The following is a 17,775-nucleotide window of genomic DNA, read 5'->3' on the forward strand; positions in this document are numbered from 1 at the left end:
GTCCAGTTGGAGACCTCGGTGTCGACGAAGATGATGCGGGCGTCCTGGTACTGCTTGTCGTCGTCCGCCCAGACGTAGTAGTCGCCGTAGGGGCCTTCTGGGTCGCTGCGGGACTGCTGGAACCACGGGTGCTGGTCGCTGGTGTGGTTCATCACGAAGTCGATGATCACGCGCATGCCCCGCTGATGCGCCGCGTCGACGAATTCGACGAAATCCCCGAGGTCCCCGAACTCGGGCAGCACGGCGATGTAGTTGGCGACGTCATAACCGCCGTCGCGAAGGGGTGAGGTGAAGAACGGCGGCAGCCACAGGCAGTCGACGCCCAGCCACTGCAGATAGTCCAGCTTGGCGGTGATGCCCTTGAGGTCGCCGATGCCGTCGCCGTCACTGTCGTGGAAGGAGCGGACGAGGACTTCGTAGAAGACGGCACGCTTGAACCACTCGGGGTCACGGTCCCTGGCGGGCGTGTCCTCGAACAGGTCGGAAACCGGCTTGTTGATGGTCATGCATCCTCCGTTGCCGCACGGCTGGGGGCGCGTGCTTCCTCACTCGACCGCGCATACGTGCGCGGGAGAGACACCCGGTGTCAGTCGGACGAAATTGGCCTCGCCCCACGTGAAGGTCGCGTCGGTCAATTCGTCGCGCACCCGGAAGGTGGTGCCGGGTGTGATGCCCAGGCGTGCGCCGTCGAGGCGTAGGGTCGCTTCCTGGGCGTGGTGTGGGTCGAGGTTCACGACCACCAGCACCGTGTCGCCGGGCTCATGACGGCTGTACGCGATCACCTGGTCGTTGTCCGTGGGGTGGAAGTGGACGTTGCGCAGCCGGTGCAGCGCGGGATGGCGCCGACGGATCGCGTTGAGTGTGGTGATCAGCGGCGCGATGGTGTCACCGGAGCCCTCGGCCGACTCCCAGTCGCGCGGGCGCAGTTGGTACTTCTCCGAGTCCAGATAGTCCTCGCCGCCCGACTGGAGCGGCGTGTTCTCGCAGAGTTCGTATCCGCTGTAGAGGCCCCACGCGGGAGAGAGGGTCGCGGCAAGGACCGCGCGCAGCTCGAAGGCGGGGCGGCCGCCGTTCTGGAGGAACTCGGGCAGGATGTCGGGGGTGTTGACGAAGAAGTTCGGCCGCATGTAGGCGGCCGTCTCACCGGCCAACTCCTGCACGTACGACGTCAGTTCCGGCTTGGTGTTGCGCCAGGTGAAGTAGGTGTAGGACTGCTGGAAGCCGATGGCGGCCAGGGTGCGCATCATGGCGGGGCGGGTGAAGGCCTCGGCCAGGAAGATGACGTCGGGGTCGGTGGCGTTGATGTCGCCCAGGACCTGCTCCCAGAAGGCGACGGGTTTGGTGTGCGGGTTGTCGACGCGGAAGATGCGCACGCCGTGGTCCATCCAGAACCGCAGCAGGCGTACGGTCTCGGTGATCAGTCCGGGCATGTCGCGGTCGAAGGCCAGGGGGTAGATGTCCTGGTATTTCTTCGGGGGGTTCTCGGCGTAGGCGATGCTGCCGTCGGCGCGGTGCTGGAACCACTCGGGGTGTTTTTCCACCCAGGGGTGGTCGGGGGAGCACTGCAGGGCGAAGTCGAGGGCGACTTCCAGGTGCAGGTCGCGGGCGCGGTGCACGAAGGCGTCGAAGTCCTCCAGGGTGCCCAGGTCGGGGTGGACGGCGTCGTGGCCGCCTTCGGGGGAGCCGATGGCCCAGGGCACGCCGACGTCGTGGGGGCCGGGGGACAGCGAGTTGTTGGGGCCCTTGCGGAAGGTGGTGCCGATGGGGTGGATGGGCGGCAGGTAGACGACGTCGAAGCCCATCGCGGCGATGGCCGGGAGGCGCTCGGCGGCGGTACGGAAGGTGCCCGACCGCGGCGACTCACCTTCCCGCACGACCGCGCCCTCCGAGCGCGGGAAGAACTCGTACCAGGACCCGAACAGGGCCCGCTCCCGCTCCACGAGCAGCGGCAACGCAACGCTCTCGGTGCGGCGTTCGCGCAGCGGGTGGGCCGACAGGAGTGCGCGCACCTCTGGCGCCGTGGCCGCCGCCAGACGATCCAGCGAGGAGCGGGTGTCGTCGCGCAGCAGTCCGAGCGCCGTCTGCAGGGTGGAGCGCGCGGTGTCGTCGGGGGCCTGGGCGACGGCCCGTTCGAAGAGCAGGATGCCGTCCTCGAGGGTGACCCCGGTGTCCACGTCGGCGTGCACTTTGATCACCGCGTCGCGCTGCCAGGCGGCCATGGGGTCGGTCCAGGCGGCGACGGCGAAGGTCCAGTGACCCATCGCGTCCGGTGTGACGTCGGTGGTCCACCGGTCCGTGCCCGGCTCCCTCTCGTGCATGGCTGCGCGCCGGAGGGTGCGGCCGTCGGGCGCGTACAGGACCGCCTCCGCGCCGAGCACGGCGGAGCCTTCGGCGAACACGAGGGCCGACACCTCGACGGCCTCGCCGACGACTGCCTTCGCCGGACGCAGGCCGCCGTGGACACAGGGCCGCACATCCTCGATGGGGATGCGGATGTGGCTGGGGTCCACCGACATGCTGTCCACCTCCGGGTCGTACCGTGCGCGTAGATCGTCTTCGTTTCGTTTCCCTGCGGCCACGCGTGCCGCGTCAATCGCCGCCGGGCGGGCGTTCGGCGGCCTCGGCCGCCTCGCGTCCGCAGCGCCGGCTCGTCACCGCGCACAGGGCGGCCACGGCGTCCTCGAAGCGCGCGCGTACCGCGGGATCGCCGGGCGAGGCGAGGAAGCGGCGCTGCCAGGCGCGGTACCTCACCAGTTGCCGACCGACGTCATCTGTGGCGCGCTCCGCCCGCATCGCACTCGACCTCCTGGGCCTCCGCAACGGCGAGCCCAGGCGGGCTCGCGGACCGTTCACGGAGGGGGAGCGACCCGTCACGGCGGGTTCACTCCCTCCCCCATGGTGCGAGGTGAAGCGCTCGCCGTCCTGTTGAACGCAGAGTGCGCGACCGATCACTCTCGTGTTGCACGAATGGAGTAGGGGGGTGACGCTGGTGCTGACTCTCGAGCGATCACTGCTCACCTTCCGTGCGTGACCCGGCTCTACGCCGAAGCGCCGCAAGCGTGGGCTCCGCGGTGAGGAGCATGAACGATGAAGCACCATTCAGTGCCCCGCTACTACCACCTCGACGTGGATCTGGAGCCGGAACGCGTCGGTCAGATCCGGCGCATCCTGGCCGCCCATCTGAGGTACTGGGGGCTGGAACAGCACGTCTCCGACGTGTCACGCGGGATCGGTCTCCTGCTGGAGCCCGCGGCCCGGAACATCGGTGCCGGGCGCACCGCGATCGAGACCTGGTGGACGGGTCAGCACCTGATCACCGCGGTCTCGCACGGCGATCCGGCCGTCCTGGGTGAGCACGGCGTCGAGTCGCACTCACTGGCCGAGATCGCGGAGCTCAGTGACGGCTGGGGCAGCTGCACGGCGGATGACCGGCACATCGTCTGGTTCTCGCTGCGCAGCCGTACGGAGCTTCGCGAGCCCCTGGTTCCCAAGGGTCCGGAGCCCGACACGATCGAGGCGCGGCCCCTGCCCCGCGCCGTCGTGCAGCCGGTCGCCGTGGGCGCGCCGGACGTGGTGACGCCGCTCGAGGTCGCAGGCCCCGCCTGACCCGGACGTTGCGGCGGGTGCGCTCCCGGAAGGGCGCGCACCCGCCGCATGCCCGATGGTCGAAGCAAGAGACCCAAGGGCCATCGACGGGAGACCTTTGTGCGCGTATGGACCGGCCGACCTTTCCCGCTGGGCGCCACCTATGACGGCGAAGGAACGAACTTCGCCCTGTTCAGCGAGGTGGCCGAGCAGGTCGTCCTCATCCTTGTGGACGAGGACGGCACCGAGCGGAGCGTGACCCTGGCGGAGGCCGACGGCACGGTGTGGCACGGCTACCTGCCGGATGTCGGACCGGGCCAGCGCTACGGCTATCGGGTGCACGGCCCGTGGATGCCCACCGCCGGGCATCGCTGCGACCCGCGGAAATTTCTCCTCGATCCTTACGCCAGAGCGGTCCATGACCTCCGCGACGACACAGCGTCCCGCGACGGCGCCGGACCGGCCGCCCTGTGCGGTGTCGTGATCGACCCGGCCTTCGACTGGACGGGTGACAGCCCGCCCTCGCACGCCTACGCCGACTCGGTCATCTACGAGACGCACGTACGCGGACTGAGCCGCACCCACCCCGGCGTCCCCGAAGAGCTCCGCGGCACCTACGCGGGCCTGGCCGCACCGGCGGTCATCGACCATCTGACCTCGCTGGGGGTCACCGCGGTCGAGCTGATGCCGGTGCACCAGTACGTCCAGGACGGATTTCTGCTCGACAAGGGCCTGTCCAACTACTGGGGCTACAACACGATCGGGTTCTTCGCGCCCCACCACACCTACGCGGCGCACGGGACACTCGGCCAGCAGGTCACCGAGTTCAAGTCCATGGTCAAGGCCCTGCACGCGGCAGGCCTCGAGGTGATCCTCGACGTGGTCTACAACCACACGGCCGAGGGCAACGAGAACGGCCCCACCCTCTCCTTCCGCGGCATCGACAACGCCTCCTACTACCGGCTGTCCGACGACGACTTCAGCCGCTACTACGACACCACGGGGACGGGCAACAGCCTGCTGATGCGCCACCCCAACGTCCTGCAGCTGCTGATGGACTCACTGCGCTACTGGGTCACCGAATGCCACGTCGACGGATTCCGCTTCGACCTGGCCGCGACCCTGGCCCGGCAGTTCCACGAGGTGGACAGGCTCTCCGCGTTCTTCGACCTCATCCAGCAGGACCCCGTGATCAGCCGCGTCAAGCTGATCGCCGAACCGTGGGACCTGGGTGACGGCGGCTACCAGGTGGGCAACTTCCCGCCGCTGTGGTCCGAATGGAACGGCAAGTACCGCGACTGTGTCCGGGACTTCTGGCGCGGCGGCGACCGGACGCTCGCGGAGTTCGCCTCCCGCCTGACGGGCTCCGCCGACCTCTATCAGCGCGACCGGCGCCGCCCGCGCGCCAGCGTCAACTTCATCACCGCCCACGACGGCTTCACCCTGTGCGACCTGGTCTCGTACGACACCAAGCACAATGAGGCCAACGGCGAGGGAAACCGGGACGGCGAGAGCGACAACCGGTCCTGGAACTGCGGCGAGGAGGGCCCCACGCGCGACCCCGAGGTGCGCGGGCTGCGGGCACGGCAGCAGCGCAACTTCCTGGCCACGCTGATGCTCTCCCAGGGCATTCCGATGCTCGGCCACGGGGATGAACTGGGCCGCACCCAGCGCGGCAACAACAACGCCTACTGCCAGGACAACGAGACGACGTGGATCGACTGGGACCTCGACGAGGAACGCGCGGCACTCCTGGACTTCACCCGCCGGGTGGTGGCGCTGCGCACCGAGCACCCGATCCTGCGCCGGCGCCGCTTCTTCCGCGGCGACACCGTCACGCGCCAGGGACAGCCGCTGCCGGACCTGGTCTGGCTGCGCCCGGACGCCGCGGAGATGACGACGGAGGACTGGGACCGGCCCGACGCGCACGCGGTGGCCGTCTTCCTCAACGGCGACGCCATCGCCGAACCGGACCGCGCCGGGCGCACCGTCGTCGACGATTCCTTCCTGGTGCTGTTCAACTGCTACTGGGAGCCGATGGAGTTCCGGCTCCCCGATGTCGCGTACGGGGCGTGCTGGACGACTCTGCTCGACACCTACGAGACGGGCGGCCCGCCGGACGAGACGGAGCACAAGGCCGAGACGACGCTGAGGGTGGAGCCGCGGTCCCTGATCGTCCTCTCCCGTCCCCCGGTCAGGTGACGGGGGCGGATCAGGGGCGGTCCAAGTCCACCTGAAGCTCGTCCGTCTGGGTCCAAAAGCCCTCGTCGGCGTCCTGCAGCCGGGCCGCCGCGTGCTTCATGTGACGGCGTACGGCACTGCGGGCCGCCTCCGCGTCGCCCGACTCGACGGCCGCCAGGATCGCGTGGTGCTCCACCCGGACCGCCTCGATGAAGTCGTCGCGCCGTGCTTCGTTGGCCCGGGTGACGCGGATGCCGCCGCGCATGACCTCGCCCAGATACCGCACGGTCGAGACCATCACCGCGTTGCCGGTCGACTCGGCGATCGACTGGTGGAAGGCCAGGTCCTCGTCGACCCCGTCGCCGCCGTCCGCCACCGCCTTGTCGATCGCGGCCAGTGACTGGCGCATCCGGGCGATGTCCTCCGGTGTGGCCCGGACGGCGGCCAGGGAGGCCGCCTCGCCCTCCATGGCGCGGCGGACCTCCACGATCTGCAGGACCTTGGACTTGGTGCCGGATGCCTCGGCCTCCAGGTCGAGCGGCCGGGTGCGCCGGGGCATGACGAACACGCCACGGCCCTGGCGCGGTTCGACCAGGCCCGCGTTGCGCAGCCGGGAGACCGCCTCGCGGATCACGGTGCGGCTGACGCCCAGCTGCTTGACCAACTCGACCTCGGTGGGCAGCTTGTCGCCCTCGGCGAGACGTCCGGACTCGATCTCCTCCGAGAGGATCGCGGCGACCCGGTCCGCGAGCCGAATGGGGCCACTCACCTTGGAGAACATGCTCGTCATTCTATCCGTCAGGGCCTGCTCGCCCCGGTCGCGGGCAGGTCCGTGGAGGCGACGGCCTCGGGGTGGTCCTCGATGTACGCCCTGACGACCGCCTCGAAGCTCTCGTCGGGCCGCAGGCCGAGCGCGGTGGCGCGCGCGTTGTCGAAGGCGGCGGGCCACGAGCCGACGATCGCCTCGACGCTGGGGTCGGGCGCCACCGTCACCCGGTCGGCGACGGCGTCACCGGCCACCTCGCGCAACGTCCGCAGCATCTCGGCGACCGTGACCGTCAGCGCCGGAAGGTTGACCGGAAGCCCGCCTTCGAGGCCGCCCGGCCCCCGCTCGGTCTCGGTGATCCGGAGGATGCCCTCGACGGTGCGCCGGGGCGAGGCGAGGGCGACCCGCAGGCCGGGGCTGACCGGGCAGGTGGCCGGCAGACCGGCGAGAGGCTCACGGATGATGCCGGACAGGAACCCGGAGGCCGCCGCGTTCGGCTTGCCCGGCCGCACCGAGACGGTCATCAGGCGCGCCACACGCCCGTCGACGAAGCCCCGCCGCGTGTACTCGGCGACCAGCTGCTCGCACACGCGCTTCTGCGTCCCGTAACTGGACTGCGGCGTCGGCAGCGTCGACTCGCTGACCACGGGCGGAAGGGGCAGCGCGGCATCGGAGCCGTAGACGGCGACGCTGCTGGAGAACACCACCCGGGGGAGGGGCCCGCCCGCGGCCGACTGGGCGCGGGCGGCGTCGAGCAGGGCGCGGGTGGTGTCCAGGTTGGCGCTCATGCCGAGGTCGAAGTCGGCCTCGCACTCGGCGGAGACCGCCGACGCCAGATGGATCAGGACGTCCACGGGCTGCGCGAAGATCGCGTCGAGGCGCTCGCTCAGATCGCCCCGGACGATCTCCACCAGCGGGTCGGCCGCCACCGGTGCCTCGGCGGGCACGAATCGGTCGGCGAGCACGAGTCGGCTGATCGGCGCACCGCACAGGGTCCGCCGCTTGAGCAGGGCGTCGGCGACCTGCTGTCCCAGGAAGCCGAAGCCGCCGGTGATGACGATCCTCATGCGTGGTCTCCTCGTTCGTTCTTGGACCGGCGGTCGTTCTTGGACAGGCGGTGGTTCTTGAGCCAGCCGAGTCCCTCGCTCGTACCGGCGCGGGGGATGTACTCGCAGCCGATCCAGCCGTCGAAGCCCAACTCGTCGACGGTGTCGAAGAGATGGCCGACATTGAGTTCGCCCCGGTCGGGCTCGTGACGGTCGGGCACGCCGGCGATCTGCAGATGGGCGACGCGGCCGGTGGGAAGGTCGCGGCGCAGTGTCGTGGTGAGGTCGCCCTCCACGATCTGGCAGTGATACAGGTCGAGTTGCACCTTGAGGTTCGTGGCGCCCACCTCCTGTACGAGAGCGTGCGCCTCGGCCTGCCGGTGCAGGAAGTAGCCCGGCATGTCGCGGCCGTTGATCGGCTCGATCAGGAGGTCGACGTCCACGGCGGCGGCCCGCTCGGCGGCCCACGCCAGGTTGGCCAGGTAGGTGGCGCGATGCGTGGCCCGCTGGGCCGGGGTCACGTCCGGCGGCAGCAGACCGGCCATCACGTGCACCTGGCCGCAGCCGAGTGCCGCGGCGTACTCCAGGGCCCGCTCGATGCCGTCGCGGAGCTCGCTCTCGCGGCCGGGCAGCGACGCGATGCCCCGCTCCCCGGACTCCCAGTCACCGGGCGGCGCGTTGAACAGGACCTGGCGCAGCCCGTGGTCGTCGAGCAGGCGGCGCAGCTCGGCGGCTTCGTGGGCGTAGGGGAAGAGGTACTCGACGGCCTCGAAGCCGTCGGCCGACGCGGCGGCGAAGCGGTCGGGGAAGTCGTGCTCGGTGTACATCATGGACAGGTTCGCGGCGAACCTCGGCATGCTTGCTCCTGCGGTGGGGCCGGGCCGGGACCCGGTCAACGGTTGACGACGTCCTTCTTGGTGGTCAGCACGGCGGCCGCGCCGATCACCAGGCTCAGGGCCAGGACGTACATCGGGATGGAGGTCGAGCCGGTGGCGTCCTTGAGCCCTCCGATCATGTACGGGCTGACGAAGCCGGCCAGGTTGCCCACGGAGTTGATCAGGGCGAGCCCGGCCGCCGCCGCGGTGCCGCCGAGGAACGCGGTGGGCAGGGACCAGAACAGCGGGGCGCAGGTCAGTACGCCGGCCGCGGCGAAGGACAGGGCGATCAGGGACAGCACGGTGGACCCGCTCCAGCCGGCGGCCAGGGAGAAGCCGACGGCGCCCATGAGGCTCGGGACGACCAGGTGCCAGCGGCGTTCGCGGCGTTTGTCCGCGGAGCGTCCGAAGAGGTTCATGGCGATCAGCGCGGCCACGAACGGCACGGCACTGAGCACACCGATCGTGAAGTTGTCGTCGATGCCGGTCGACTTGACGAAGGTGGGCATCCAGAAGGTCAGGGCGTACTGGCCCATCACGAAGCAGAAGTAGATGAGGCACATCAGCCACACCTTGGGGTCACGGAAGCCGTCCCAGACCCGGCCGTGCTTCTGGTGGGCGGTGTCCCTGGCGATCGCCGCCTCGACGACGTCCTTCTCCTCCTCGGAGAGCCACTTGGCGCTGCGCACGCCGTTGTCGAGGTAGAACATCGTGGCGACACCGATGAGGAGCGCGGGGATCGCCTCGAGCAGGAACATCCACTGCCAGCCGTGCCATCCGCTGACCCCGTCGAAGGTGTCCATGATCCAGCCGGAGAGCGGGTTGCCGAAGATGCCGGCGACGGGGATCGCGGACATGAACATCGCGATCACGCGGGCCCGGCGGTGGGAGGGGAACCAGTAGGTGCAGTAAAGGATCACGCCGGGGTAGAAGCCCGCCTCGGCGGCTCCCAGGAGGAAGCGCAGCACGTAGAACGTGGTCTCGTTCGTGACGAACGAGAACGCTCCCGAGACCAGGCCCCACGTGATCATGATGCGGGCGATCCAGGTGCGTGCGCCGACGCGTTGCAGCATCAGGTTCGAGGGGACCTCGAAGATGAAGTAGCCGATGAAGAACAGTCCGGCGCCGAGGCCGTACGCCGCCTCGCTCAGGCCCAGGTCGTCGGACATCTGCAGCTTCGCGAAGCCGACGTTGACGCGGTCGAGGTAGGAGAAGACGTAACAGAGGATCAGGAAGGGGACGATGCGGAGAACGACCTTGCGGAACACGGCGTTCTCGCGGGCGAGTTCGGGGGTCTCGGCCGTCGCGGTGGGCGTGGACATGCGGAATCCTTACTGCGGCTCAGGGGATTCTCCGACGGGCGGTGCGCGGTGCGGTGTGCGGTCACCAAGAGGCGCCGAACACGGACCTCAGTTCGTCGAGAGCGGGGGAGGGGAGCGGCTCGGGGCGACGGTCGGTCAGGAGCCAGAGGCGTGCCGTTTCCTCGAGTTCTTCGAGGACGGCGAGAGCGGATGCGGCGTCCGGACCCCAGACCACGGGGCCCAGACGGTCGAGCAGCACGGCCCTGATCGGCGTGCGTCCCGCCGCACGATCAGCGATGTGGCCGGTCACGAGGTCGGCCACGCGGGGATCGCCGGGCCGGTGGTAGGGGATGAGCGGGACGTGCCCGACCTTCATGACGTAGTACGGCGTGAGGGGCGGAAGCACGTCGTCCTGACTCCACACGCCGGCCAGGGTGAGCGCGACGAGATGCGTGGAGTGGGTGTGGATCACGAACCGTGCCGTGGGGTCGGCGGCACAGATCCGGCGGTGCAGGGTGAGGGTCTTGCTGGCGCGGTCGCCCGCTATCTGATCGCCTGCGGCATTGACCAGCGCGAGGCGCTCGGGCCGCAGGAAGCCCAGGGCGGCGTCGGTGGGCGTGATCAGGTGCGAGCCGCTTCGGGCGTCACCTCCGGAGTCGTCTCGGGGCTCGTCGATCCGCGCGCTGATGTTGCCCGCGCTGGCGTGCACGTAGCCCCGGGCGAACAGGCTGGTGCCCACCCGGACGATCTCGGCGCGCGCCGCGTCCACCCTGTCCGGATTGCCGGAGGCGGCGTTCAGCGGGCCGGTCATGGCCTCTCCTGGTCGAGGTGGGCGAAGGACGCGGTGAAGAAGTCGGGGCCGCCGAAGTTGCCCGACTTCAGCGTGATGTGCAGCGGGTCGCCGTCGGGCAGCGCCGCGGCGCACCAGGGGACGCCCGGGTCGATCTGCGGTCCGATGCGCAGGCCCGTCAGGCCGAGCGCCTGCACGACCGCGCCCGAGGTCTCGCCACCGGCGACGACGAGTTGGCGGACGCCCAGCTCGACGAGTCCCTGGGCGACGCGGGCCAGGGTCTGTTCGACGAGCTCACCGGCTTCGGCGACGCCGAGGCGGCCCTGGACGTCCTTGACCGCGTCGGGCGTCACGGTGGAGTAGACGAGGACCGGCCCTTGGGCCAGCCGTTCGGCGGCGAAGGCGAGCGCCTGCCCGGACACGTCCTCACCGGCCGCGATCCGCAGGGGATCCACGCTGAACGCGGGCCGTCCGCTGTCCAGGAATGCCTGGACCTGACCGTTGGTGGCGGTGGACACCGATCCGGAGACGACGGCCTGATGACCTCCGGGCGGCGGCAGTTGGGCGGCGGCCGGTGACGGCTCGAACCCCCAGTTGGCCGGCAGACCGATGGCGAGCCCCGACCCCGCGGTCACCAGCGGCAGGCCCTTGACCGCGGCGCCGAGCCGCAGCAGATCGTCGTTCGAGACGGCATCGACGATCGCGGCGCCCACCCCCTCCTCGCGCAGCGTGTCGAAGCGCTCGCGGATCGCCTCGGCGCCGGCGGCGACCACGGTGTGGTCGATGAGGCCGACGGGGCGCGCGGTCTGCGCACCGAGCACGGACACCAGGTTGGAGTCCGTCATCGGGGTCAGCGGGTGATGGCGCATGCCGCTCTCGCCCAGAAGGACGTCACCGACGAAGAGATGCCCCTTGAACACGGTGCGCCCGTTGTCGGGGAACGCCGGGGTCGCGACCGTGAAGTCGGTGCCGAGGGCGTCCATCAGGGCCTCGGTGACGGGACCGATGTTGCCCGCCCGCGTCGAGTCGAAGGTCGAGCAGTACTTGAAGTAAATCTGCTCGGCGCCCGCGGAGCGCAGCCACCGCAGTGCGTTCAACGAGGCGGCGACGGCCTCGGAGGCAGGGGTGGTACGGGACTTGAGCGCGATGACGACGGCGTCGGCGTCGGCGATGGCGTTGGGGTCGGCGTCCAGGGGCCCTTCGACGCCCGCGGGCGGTACGTCGATCAGCTGGACCACGCGCATGCCCGCGCGCACCAGGTTGTTGGCCAGGTCCGTGGCGCCGGTGAAATCGTCGGCGATGCAGCCGAGTCGGATCGCCATGTCAGTTCTCCTCCTGGCCGGGCAGCTCGATCCCCGGGAAGATCTTGATCACCGCGCTGTCGTCCTCGCCGCCCAGTCCGGAGGCGGACGCCTGCAAGAACATCTGATGGGCGGTGGCCGCCAAGGGGAGGGGGAACTTCTCCGGGCGGGCCGCGTCGAGCACCAGACCCAGGTCCTTGACGAAGATGTCGACCGCGGACAGCGGCGTGTAGTCGCCGGCGAGCACGTGCGCCATGCGGTTCTCGAACATCCATGAGTTGCCCGCGCTGTGCGTGATCACTTCGTAGAGCGCGTCCGCGGGTACGCCCGCCTTGATGCCCAGCGCCATGGCCTCGGCCGCGGCGGCGATGTGCACCCCCGCGAGCAGCTGATTGACGACCTTCACCTTGGAGCCGATGCCCGCCCGGTCGCCCAGGCGGTAGACCGTGCTGCTCATGGCCTCCAGCACCGGGTCGGCGATCGCGTACGCGGTGGGGGCGCCCGAAGTCATCATGGTGAGCTGCCCTGTTGCCGCACGGGCGGCGCCACCTGAGATGGGCGCGTCCAGGTAGAGCACGCCGCGCTCGGCCAGGCGCCGCTCCAGCTCGGCGGACCAGGTGGGGTCGGCCGTGGAGCACATGACGTAGACGGAACCCGGGTGCAGCCGCTCGGCCGCGCCGCCGTCGCCGAACAGGACCGACTCGACCTGGTCGGCGTTGACCACGACGCCGACCAAGACGTCGACGGAGGCCGCCAGTTCACCGGCGGACGCGAAGGCGGTGCCGCCGTCCGCGGCGAAGGCCGCGGCCACGTCGGGGCGCAGGTCATGGACACCTACGTCGAAGCCCGCGTCCCGCAGACTGCGTGCCATGCCGAGGCCCATGGCCCCGAGCCCCACCACGCCTGCGCGCGGCCGTGCCGGCCTGTCCTGGTCGTTCATGCCCATCCTCGTCTCGCTGTGCCGGGCCGCGTCATGCCGCTCGGGGCGCTTTCCGGCGCTGAATCCGTGCGGCGATCGGGTCATATGATGACCTGAGGATGTGGGATGGCGCACTGTGATGCCGGTCACACATCGAAATGTGGGTGGCGAGGGCGGGACGCAGGGGGAACTCTGCGGCCGCCGCTCCCGCCGCGCCCTATGGAACGTGCGTCGGCCGGACGCTCAGATCTGCGCCTGGCCCATCCCGGCGAACCACCGGGCGGCCAGGGAGGCGACCTCGCCCAACGCTTGCGGCTCCTCGCAGAGATGCGTGGCATCGGGGATCACGCGCAGTCGGCTGAGCACGCGCATCCGGTTGGCGGCTTCCCGATTCAGCCGCAGCACCTCGGTGTCGCGCCCCCCGACCATGAGCAGCACCGGAGCGTGCAGATGACCGATCACCTCGTCCCCGGCCAAGTCGGGGCGTCCGTCGGGGCAGACCACGGTGTCCACGAGGCCGGGCCTCGCCGCGGCGGCCCCGAGTGCGGCCGCCGCCCCGGTGCTGGCGCAGAACAGCCCGACCGGCAGATCTGAGACGTGGGCGGCCAGCCAGTCCACCGACGCGATCAGCCGATGCGTCAGCAGGGCGACGTCGCCGTGCGGCCGACCGGTGGCCTGGTCGGCGGCCGCCTCGTCGGGGCCGAGCAGGTCGATGACCAGTGTCCCGACCGCGGAGTCGTGCAACGTGCCGGCCAGGGCCCGGCTGTGGGGGCTGCGCAGGTAGGTGCCGCTGCCGTGGGCGAGCACCGTTACACCGAACACCGTGTCCGGCACGGTCAGTTCACCGATGAGTGCCCCCTCGCCGCTGGGCACGGTGACGATCTGGGACAGCATGGGACCTCCGGATTCCGGGAACGGGGTGCACGCCGGGTACCCCGCGAGATTCCCCTCACGCGGCAGCCGCCCTCAGGTGGCAGCCGAGGCACGCCTGTCCCGCACGAGCGCCCGGCCCTCGGCCGCGTACCACTGGTGGCACAGGATCACCGCCAGCGCGATGCCGACCACGTCCCCGCCGTAATACATGACGTACGACGCCCGGTGCAGGTCGGCCGCGGCGAAAGAGGTGCCGGGCGGGCCCGTGGCGTAGAGCGACTTGGACAGGATGCCGTGCGCGGCGGACGCGGCCAGCAGGGCCGCGCCGCGCACGGCGAAGGAGGCGCGGTGCCGCAGCGGGTCAAGGGCCAGGACCGCGAAGGAGAACAGCACGCCGGAGGCCAGGAGATGCACGCTGATGAGCGTGTGCAACCACGGCCGGTGATGGGTGGCCTCCATGAGCGGCGTGCGGTACACCGCCCACAGTCCCGCGATGTGCACGAGCGCGGCCAGCGGCGGCCACACGAGCAGCGCCGCCGCCCGCGAACGCACGCAGGAGAGCAGCCGCCGCCGTGGCCCGACCGGCAGCGCGCGCAGCGCCAGCGTCACCGGGCGGCCGAGCACGAAGAGCAGGGGCGCGACCATTCCGACGCCCAGATGGGTGACCATGTGCCCGGTGAACGGCGGCCACCCCTCCCACGGAGCGATCAGCGAGACCGCGAGCACCGCGCCGCCCGCGCCCACCGCCGTGTCACGCCGATGCGGCCAGCTGTCGCCGCGCCGACGCAGGTGCCGGGCGGCCACCGCATAGCCGAGACAGCCCACGGCCACGAGCAGCACCACCGCCGTCATCGGCGGGCCCGGACCAGCAGCAGCGCGCCCGCGAGCAGGAACAGCACGGCGATCACGTTCCAGGTCCAGTCGTAGGGCGCAAGGTCCACGCCGTAGCGGATCTGGTGCAGCTCGAGCGCCTTGTGCTGGAACGTGCCGTCGTACAGCTGGAAGCCGCCGAGGCCCAGGCACAGGCCCGCCCACCAGGCGGTGAGGTGCCGGGCGCCCCGGCGCCACAGGTCCGCGTACAGGAACAGGCCCGCCACCATCGCGAGCCAGCCGAAGGCATGGAAGATTCCGTCGGAGACGAGGCCCGCCTCGCTCGACGCCTTGTCGTAGAAGTGATGCCAGTGCAGCAGCTGGTGGAAGACCATCTCGTCGATGAACGCGGCGAACCCGACGCCCACCAGCGCCCCGGAGAGCAGTGAGCGCCCCCTCACCGGTCCGCGCCCCTGTGCCGCTCGGACGGAACGCTTCGCTGCTCACGGGGATGGAACGTGGTCGTCATCCGGGACTCCTCGGTGCCAGGGCGGGCAAACGGGCGGGAACGATCGGCATGAGTGATGGGGCGAGGCGCCGGGTACCCGTGAAGCGGAATGACAGACCGCCACCTTTGCGCCACTTTGTCGCCCGGTGATCCCTGCACGCGCGCACGCGGCGGCCATGCGTGCCGCCGGTAGGGCTATTACGGTGAAAACTCCACGTACGACCATGAAGGGATTCCTCGTGACGCGTGCCGCCCTGTTCGACGTCGACGGAACGCTCGTCGACACCAACTACCTGCATGTGACCGCCTGGTGGGAGGCGTTTCGGCAGGCCGGGCACCGGGTGCCCATGCGCGCCGTGCATCGCGCGATCGGCCTGGGCGGCACCGACCTGATCGAGCACCTCCTCGGCAAGGACCGCGACACGGACCAGGACGACGCCCTCAGTGCCGCGCACAAGACTCTTTACGGCACGTACTTCGACCGCCTCGAAGCCTTCGAGGACGCGGGAAAGCTGCTGCGCTCCCTGGCGGGGCAGGGGTGGACCATCGTCCTGGCCACCTCCGCGGGCGGCGCCGAGCTCGACGCGCTGCGTGCCGCCGTGGACGCGGACGACGTCATCACCGCGACGGCGAGCGCCGACGACGTCGAGGAGGGCAAGCCCGCGGCGGAGCCCGTCGCCCACGCGCTCGAACTGGCCGGTGCGAAGGCCGAGGACAGCGTGTTCGTCGGCGACTCGGTCTGGGACATGAAGGCCGCACGGCGCGCGGGCGTCACACCCCTGGCCGTGCTCAGCGGCGGCATCCCCCGCGAGGACCTCTCCGAGGCCGGAGCGGCGGAGGTGTACGACGACACCGCCCACCTGCTGGCGTCGCTCAAGAAAAGCGCGTTCGCGGGGGAGTGAGGGTTCACGCGCTCGCACCCGACCCGACGGGCGTCCCCTGAGGGCGGCCGGTCGGCCGGCGCGTCCGCCGTGACAGGGTGGCCCCATGGCAACGACCTGCGAGAACTCACCCCCCTCCGCTTTCGAACCGTGGGTCGACAGCACTGCCGCTCACGGGGATCTCGTAGCGGCCAAGGCGCTCGTGTACGACCCCTGCGGGTTCATCTGCTCGCGACCGGTGCCCGAGGCCGAGGGCGCCGCGTACGCCGCCCACGCGTTCACGCTCGACGGTCGCCCCGTCCGGTTCCGCGCCGCCAAGACGACCCCCACCAAGGTGGGCCAGTTCGTCACCGTCTGGAAGAGGTCGCAGGCCGGGCCCATCGCACCCTTCGACACGGCGGACCCGGTCGACCTCTTCGTCGTCAGCACGCGGGAGCACGGCCACTTCGGTCAGTTCGTCTTCCCCAAGGACGCGCTGCGCACTCAGGGCGTCGTGTCCGAGGACGGCGCGGGCGGGAAGCGGGCCTTTCGCGTCTACCCGCCTTGGGTGATCACCGCGAACCGGCAGGCGAACCGTGCGCAGGCCTGGCAGGCGGACTTCTTCCTGCACCTGCGGGAGGACGGCCCCATCGACCTGGCCCGCGCCCAGGAGCTCTACCGAGCGCGAGCCCGGTGATCAGACCTTCCAGGACCTGATCTGATCGGCGACGGCGTAGACGCTGAGCCGGCTGTCGCGGATCTTGCGGATGAGGTCGGACAGCGCGCCGTAGGGCGGATCGAGGCCCTCGCCCGACTGGTCCATGTACTGGGCGGCGACGAACGCCGCGTACAGGCTGTTGCGGTAGGGCAGAGGTTCCAGGCGCACGATGGTGTGCAGCAGGGCCGCGGCGCGCCAGGCGGCGTCCGGGTCGGCGGACTCCAGGGTCGGCAGCTTCGTCTTGTGGCGCGCGACCGCGGCGACCAGCGCGGAGTAGTCCGAGACCGTCATGTCCTCGGGGGCGACCGCGAACTCCTGGACGTCTAACAGCCAGGACACGTCTACGTACAGAACCATCAGGCGGCCGCGGACCCCTCGTGACGTGCGGAGGGCGGGATCTCCTCCGGATTGGCCGCGTCGAACTCGGCCCGCAGCCGGTCGGCCCAGGCGGAGGCGCCCGCGACGAATTTCTGGCGCTCCATCTCACGCACTCCGAGGTCGTGGAGATACTGCTTGAGGCTCTTGCCCTCGGCCGCCGCGGCCGCGCGGACACCCTTGAGCTCCTCATCGGTGAAAGTCACGTTCAGAGACGGCATACGTCCAAGGTACCAACTAGGTACCTGTCGGGGGAGCCCCTCCGTCATCCGCGCCGGAACCGGACTGCGGCAGCAGGGGGAACAGCCGGGTGATGAGCGCCACCGGGCGGGCCCCGTCCGGACGGGCGAGCGGGCGTTGTTCACGGTCCTGGTAGGGGGCGAGGGCCCGGCGGACGGTGTCGGCGACCCGGCTCATCTCCTCGGGTGTCAGGTAGGCGATGGCGCTGAATGCCTCGTCGCGGCGCCATCCGGCCGGGGCCTGGTCGCGCTGGGAGAGCCAGCGCTGCCAGCTCTCGTCCTCCAGGCCGCGGGCCAGCTCGCCGAACTCCTCCTCCGCGGGCCCTTCGCCGGCGGCATCGTCCTGCCGCAGGCGCCAGGGGCGTGCGCGCCCTCCTTGGTGAGGGGCTTCCTCGATGTGTCCGTGCCGTGCGAGCTGCCGGAGGTGGAAGGAGCAGAGCCCGGAGCTGTAGCCCAGCCGTGCGGCGGCCTCGGTCGCCGTCACCGTGCCGACTTCGGCGAGCAGGCCCATCAGGGCCGTACGAACGTCGTGCTCGCGCAAGGCTTCGCCGGTGTCCCGGGTCGCGTCGAGGTGTGGGTGGAGGTCGTCTTCGGTCACTTTGCAAAGTCTGCTACTTTGCAAAGCGGT

At 70.5% G+C, this 17,775-nt stretch carries 20 protein-coding genes; 4 read left to right on the top strand and 16 right to left on the bottom strand.

Features of this window, described 5'->3' with window-relative positions; translation table 11 throughout:
- The 3 genes from AB0I66_RS39420 to AB0I66_RS39430 all read right to left on the bottom strand — a co-directional run.
- A partial coding sequence (locus AB0I66_RS39420; protein WP_363212891.1) for an alpha-amylase family glycosyl hydrolase occupies nucleotides 1–506 on the bottom strand: 506 nt, incomplete at its 3' end.
- Between the two features lie 39 nt (nucleotides 507–545).
- Nucleotides 546–2,516 (bottom strand): alpha-1,4-glucan--maltose-1-phosphate maltosyltransferase, encoded by a 1,971-nt coding sequence (locus AB0I66_RS39425; protein ID WP_363212892.1) that lies wholly within the window; start codon nucleotides 2,514–2,516, stop codon nucleotides 546–548.
- Between the two features lie 73 nt (nucleotides 2,517–2,589).
- Nucleotides 2,590–2,793: a DUF5133 domain-containing protein gene (locus AB0I66_RS39430; RefSeq protein ID WP_363212893.1), complete on the bottom strand. Its 204-nt coding sequence runs from the start codon at nucleotides 2,791–2,793 to the stop codon at nucleotides 2,590–2,592.
- 294 nt (nucleotides 2,794–3,087) lie between these two features.
- Here AB0I66_RS39430 and AB0I66_RS39435 point away from each other — a divergent pair, with 294 nt between their 5' ends.
- Both AB0I66_RS39435 and glgX read left to right on the top strand, forming a co-directional pair.
- The gene (locus AB0I66_RS39435) at nucleotides 3,088–3,606 is read left to right on the top strand and encodes a pep a2 (protein WP_363212894.1); all 519 of its coding nucleotides are present in this window, start codon (nucleotides 3,088–3,090) and stop codon (nucleotides 3,604–3,606) included.
- A gap of 48 nt (nucleotides 3,607–3,654) precedes the next feature.
- Nucleotides 3,655–5,787 (top strand): glycogen debranching protein GlgX, encoded by a 2,133-nt coding sequence (gene glgX, locus AB0I66_RS39440; RefSeq protein ID WP_363212895.1) that lies wholly within the window; start codon nucleotides 3,655–3,657, stop codon nucleotides 5,785–5,787.
- A gap of 10 nt (nucleotides 5,788–5,797) precedes the next feature.
- Here the strand turns inward: glgX and AB0I66_RS39445 are convergent, their stop codons facing one another.
- The 10 genes from AB0I66_RS39445 to AB0I66_RS39490 form a co-directional block, all read right to left on the bottom strand.
- Nucleotides 5,798–6,547: a FadR/GntR family transcriptional regulator gene (locus tag AB0I66_RS39445; protein WP_363212896.1), complete on the bottom strand. Its 750-nt coding sequence runs from the start codon at nucleotides 6,545–6,547 to the stop codon at nucleotides 5,798–5,800.
- 17 nt (nucleotides 6,548–6,564) lie between these two features.
- Complete coding sequence (gene denD, locus AB0I66_RS39450) at nucleotides 6,565–7,599, bottom strand: D-erythronate dehydrogenase (RefSeq protein WP_363212897.1); 1,035 nt, start codon at nucleotides 7,597–7,599, stop codon at nucleotides 6,565–6,567.
- Nucleotides 7,596–8,435 (bottom strand): 2-oxo-tetronate isomerase, encoded by an 840-nt coding sequence (otnI, locus tag AB0I66_RS39455; RefSeq protein WP_363212898.1) that lies wholly within the window; start codon nucleotides 8,433–8,435, stop codon nucleotides 7,596–7,598. Before otnI ends, denD begins: the two co-directional genes overlap by 4 nt.
- 35 nt (nucleotides 8,436–8,470) lie before the next feature.
- Complete coding sequence (locus AB0I66_RS39460; protein WP_363212899.1) at nucleotides 8,471–9,775, bottom strand: MFS transporter; 1,305 nt, start codon at nucleotides 9,773–9,775, stop codon at nucleotides 8,471–8,473.
- Nucleotides 9,776–9,836: 61 nt separating this feature from the next.
- Entirely contained in the window at nucleotides 9,837–10,565 is a 729-nt protein-coding gene (locus AB0I66_RS39465) for an aldolase (protein ID WP_363212900.1), read from the bottom strand.
- Nucleotides 10,562–11,866, bottom strand: a complete 1,305-nt coding sequence (otnK, locus tag AB0I66_RS39470) for a 3-oxo-tetronate kinase (protein ID WP_363212901.1) — start codon at nucleotides 11,864–11,866, stop codon at nucleotides 10,562–10,564. Before otnK ends, AB0I66_RS39465 begins: the two co-directional genes overlap by 4 nt.
- 1 nt (nucleotide 11,867) lies before the next feature.
- Nucleotides 11,868–12,785, bottom strand: coding sequence for an L-threonate dehydrogenase (gene ltnD, locus AB0I66_RS39475; protein ID WP_363213067.1), 918 nt, complete (start codon nucleotides 12,783–12,785; stop codon nucleotides 11,868–11,870).
- Between the two features lie 222 nt (nucleotides 12,786–13,007).
- A complete protein-coding gene (locus AB0I66_RS39480) occupies nucleotides 13,008–13,658 on the bottom strand; it encodes a hydrolase (protein WP_363212902.1) in 651 nt (216 codons plus the stop codon).
- Between the two features lie 72 nt (nucleotides 13,659–13,730).
- Complete coding sequence (locus AB0I66_RS39485; RefSeq protein WP_363212903.1) at nucleotides 13,731–14,489, bottom strand: cytochrome c oxidase assembly protein; 759 nt, start codon at nucleotides 14,487–14,489, stop codon at nucleotides 13,731–13,733.
- A complete protein-coding gene (locus AB0I66_RS39490) occupies nucleotides 14,486–14,908 on the bottom strand; it encodes a DUF2243 domain-containing protein (RefSeq protein ID WP_363212904.1) in 423 nt (140 codons plus the stop codon). The genes AB0I66_RS39485 and AB0I66_RS39490 overlap by 4 nt, the downstream gene beginning before the upstream one ends.
- Before the next feature lie 286 nt (nucleotides 14,909–15,194).
- Between AB0I66_RS39490 and AB0I66_RS39495 the strand changes: the two genes are divergently transcribed.
- On the top strand, nucleotides 15,195–15,857 hold the full coding sequence (locus AB0I66_RS39495; RefSeq protein ID WP_363212905.1) for an HAD family hydrolase: 663 nt from the start codon (nucleotides 15,195–15,197) through the stop codon (nucleotides 15,855–15,857).
- Between the two features lie 85 nt (nucleotides 15,858–15,942).
- Entirely contained in the window at nucleotides 15,943–16,512 is a 570-nt protein-coding gene (locus AB0I66_RS39500) for a MepB family protein (protein WP_363212906.1), read from the top strand.
- On the opposite strand, the gene AB0I66_RS39505 is transcribed toward AB0I66_RS39500, so the two are convergent.
- From AB0I66_RS39505 to AB0I66_RS39515, 3 genes are read right to left on the bottom strand one after another with little or no spacing between them, the layout of a single operon-like run.
- Nucleotides 16,513–16,890 (bottom strand): toxin Doc, encoded by a 378-nt coding sequence (locus tag AB0I66_RS39505; RefSeq protein ID WP_363212907.1) that lies wholly within the window; start codon nucleotides 16,888–16,890, stop codon nucleotides 16,513–16,515. It abuts the gene before it with no gap.
- Complete coding sequence (locus tag AB0I66_RS39510; RefSeq protein WP_363212908.1) at nucleotides 16,890–17,129, bottom strand: hypothetical protein; 240 nt, start codon at nucleotides 17,127–17,129, stop codon at nucleotides 16,890–16,892. The genes AB0I66_RS39505 and AB0I66_RS39510 overlap by 1 nt, the downstream gene beginning before the upstream one ends.
- A 16-nt stretch (nucleotides 17,130–17,145) precedes the next feature.
- Nucleotides 17,146–17,658, bottom strand: a complete 513-nt coding sequence (locus AB0I66_RS39515) for an ArsR family transcriptional regulator (protein ID WP_363213068.1) — start codon at nucleotides 17,656–17,658, stop codon at nucleotides 17,146–17,148.
- Between the last annotated feature and the right edge of the window lie 117 nt (nucleotides 17,659–17,775).

The sequence above is a fragment of the Streptomyces sp. NPDC050439 genome (genome assembly GCF_040655335.1).
GTDB lineage: Bacteria > Actinomycetota > Actinomycetes > Streptomycetales > Streptomycetaceae > Streptomyces.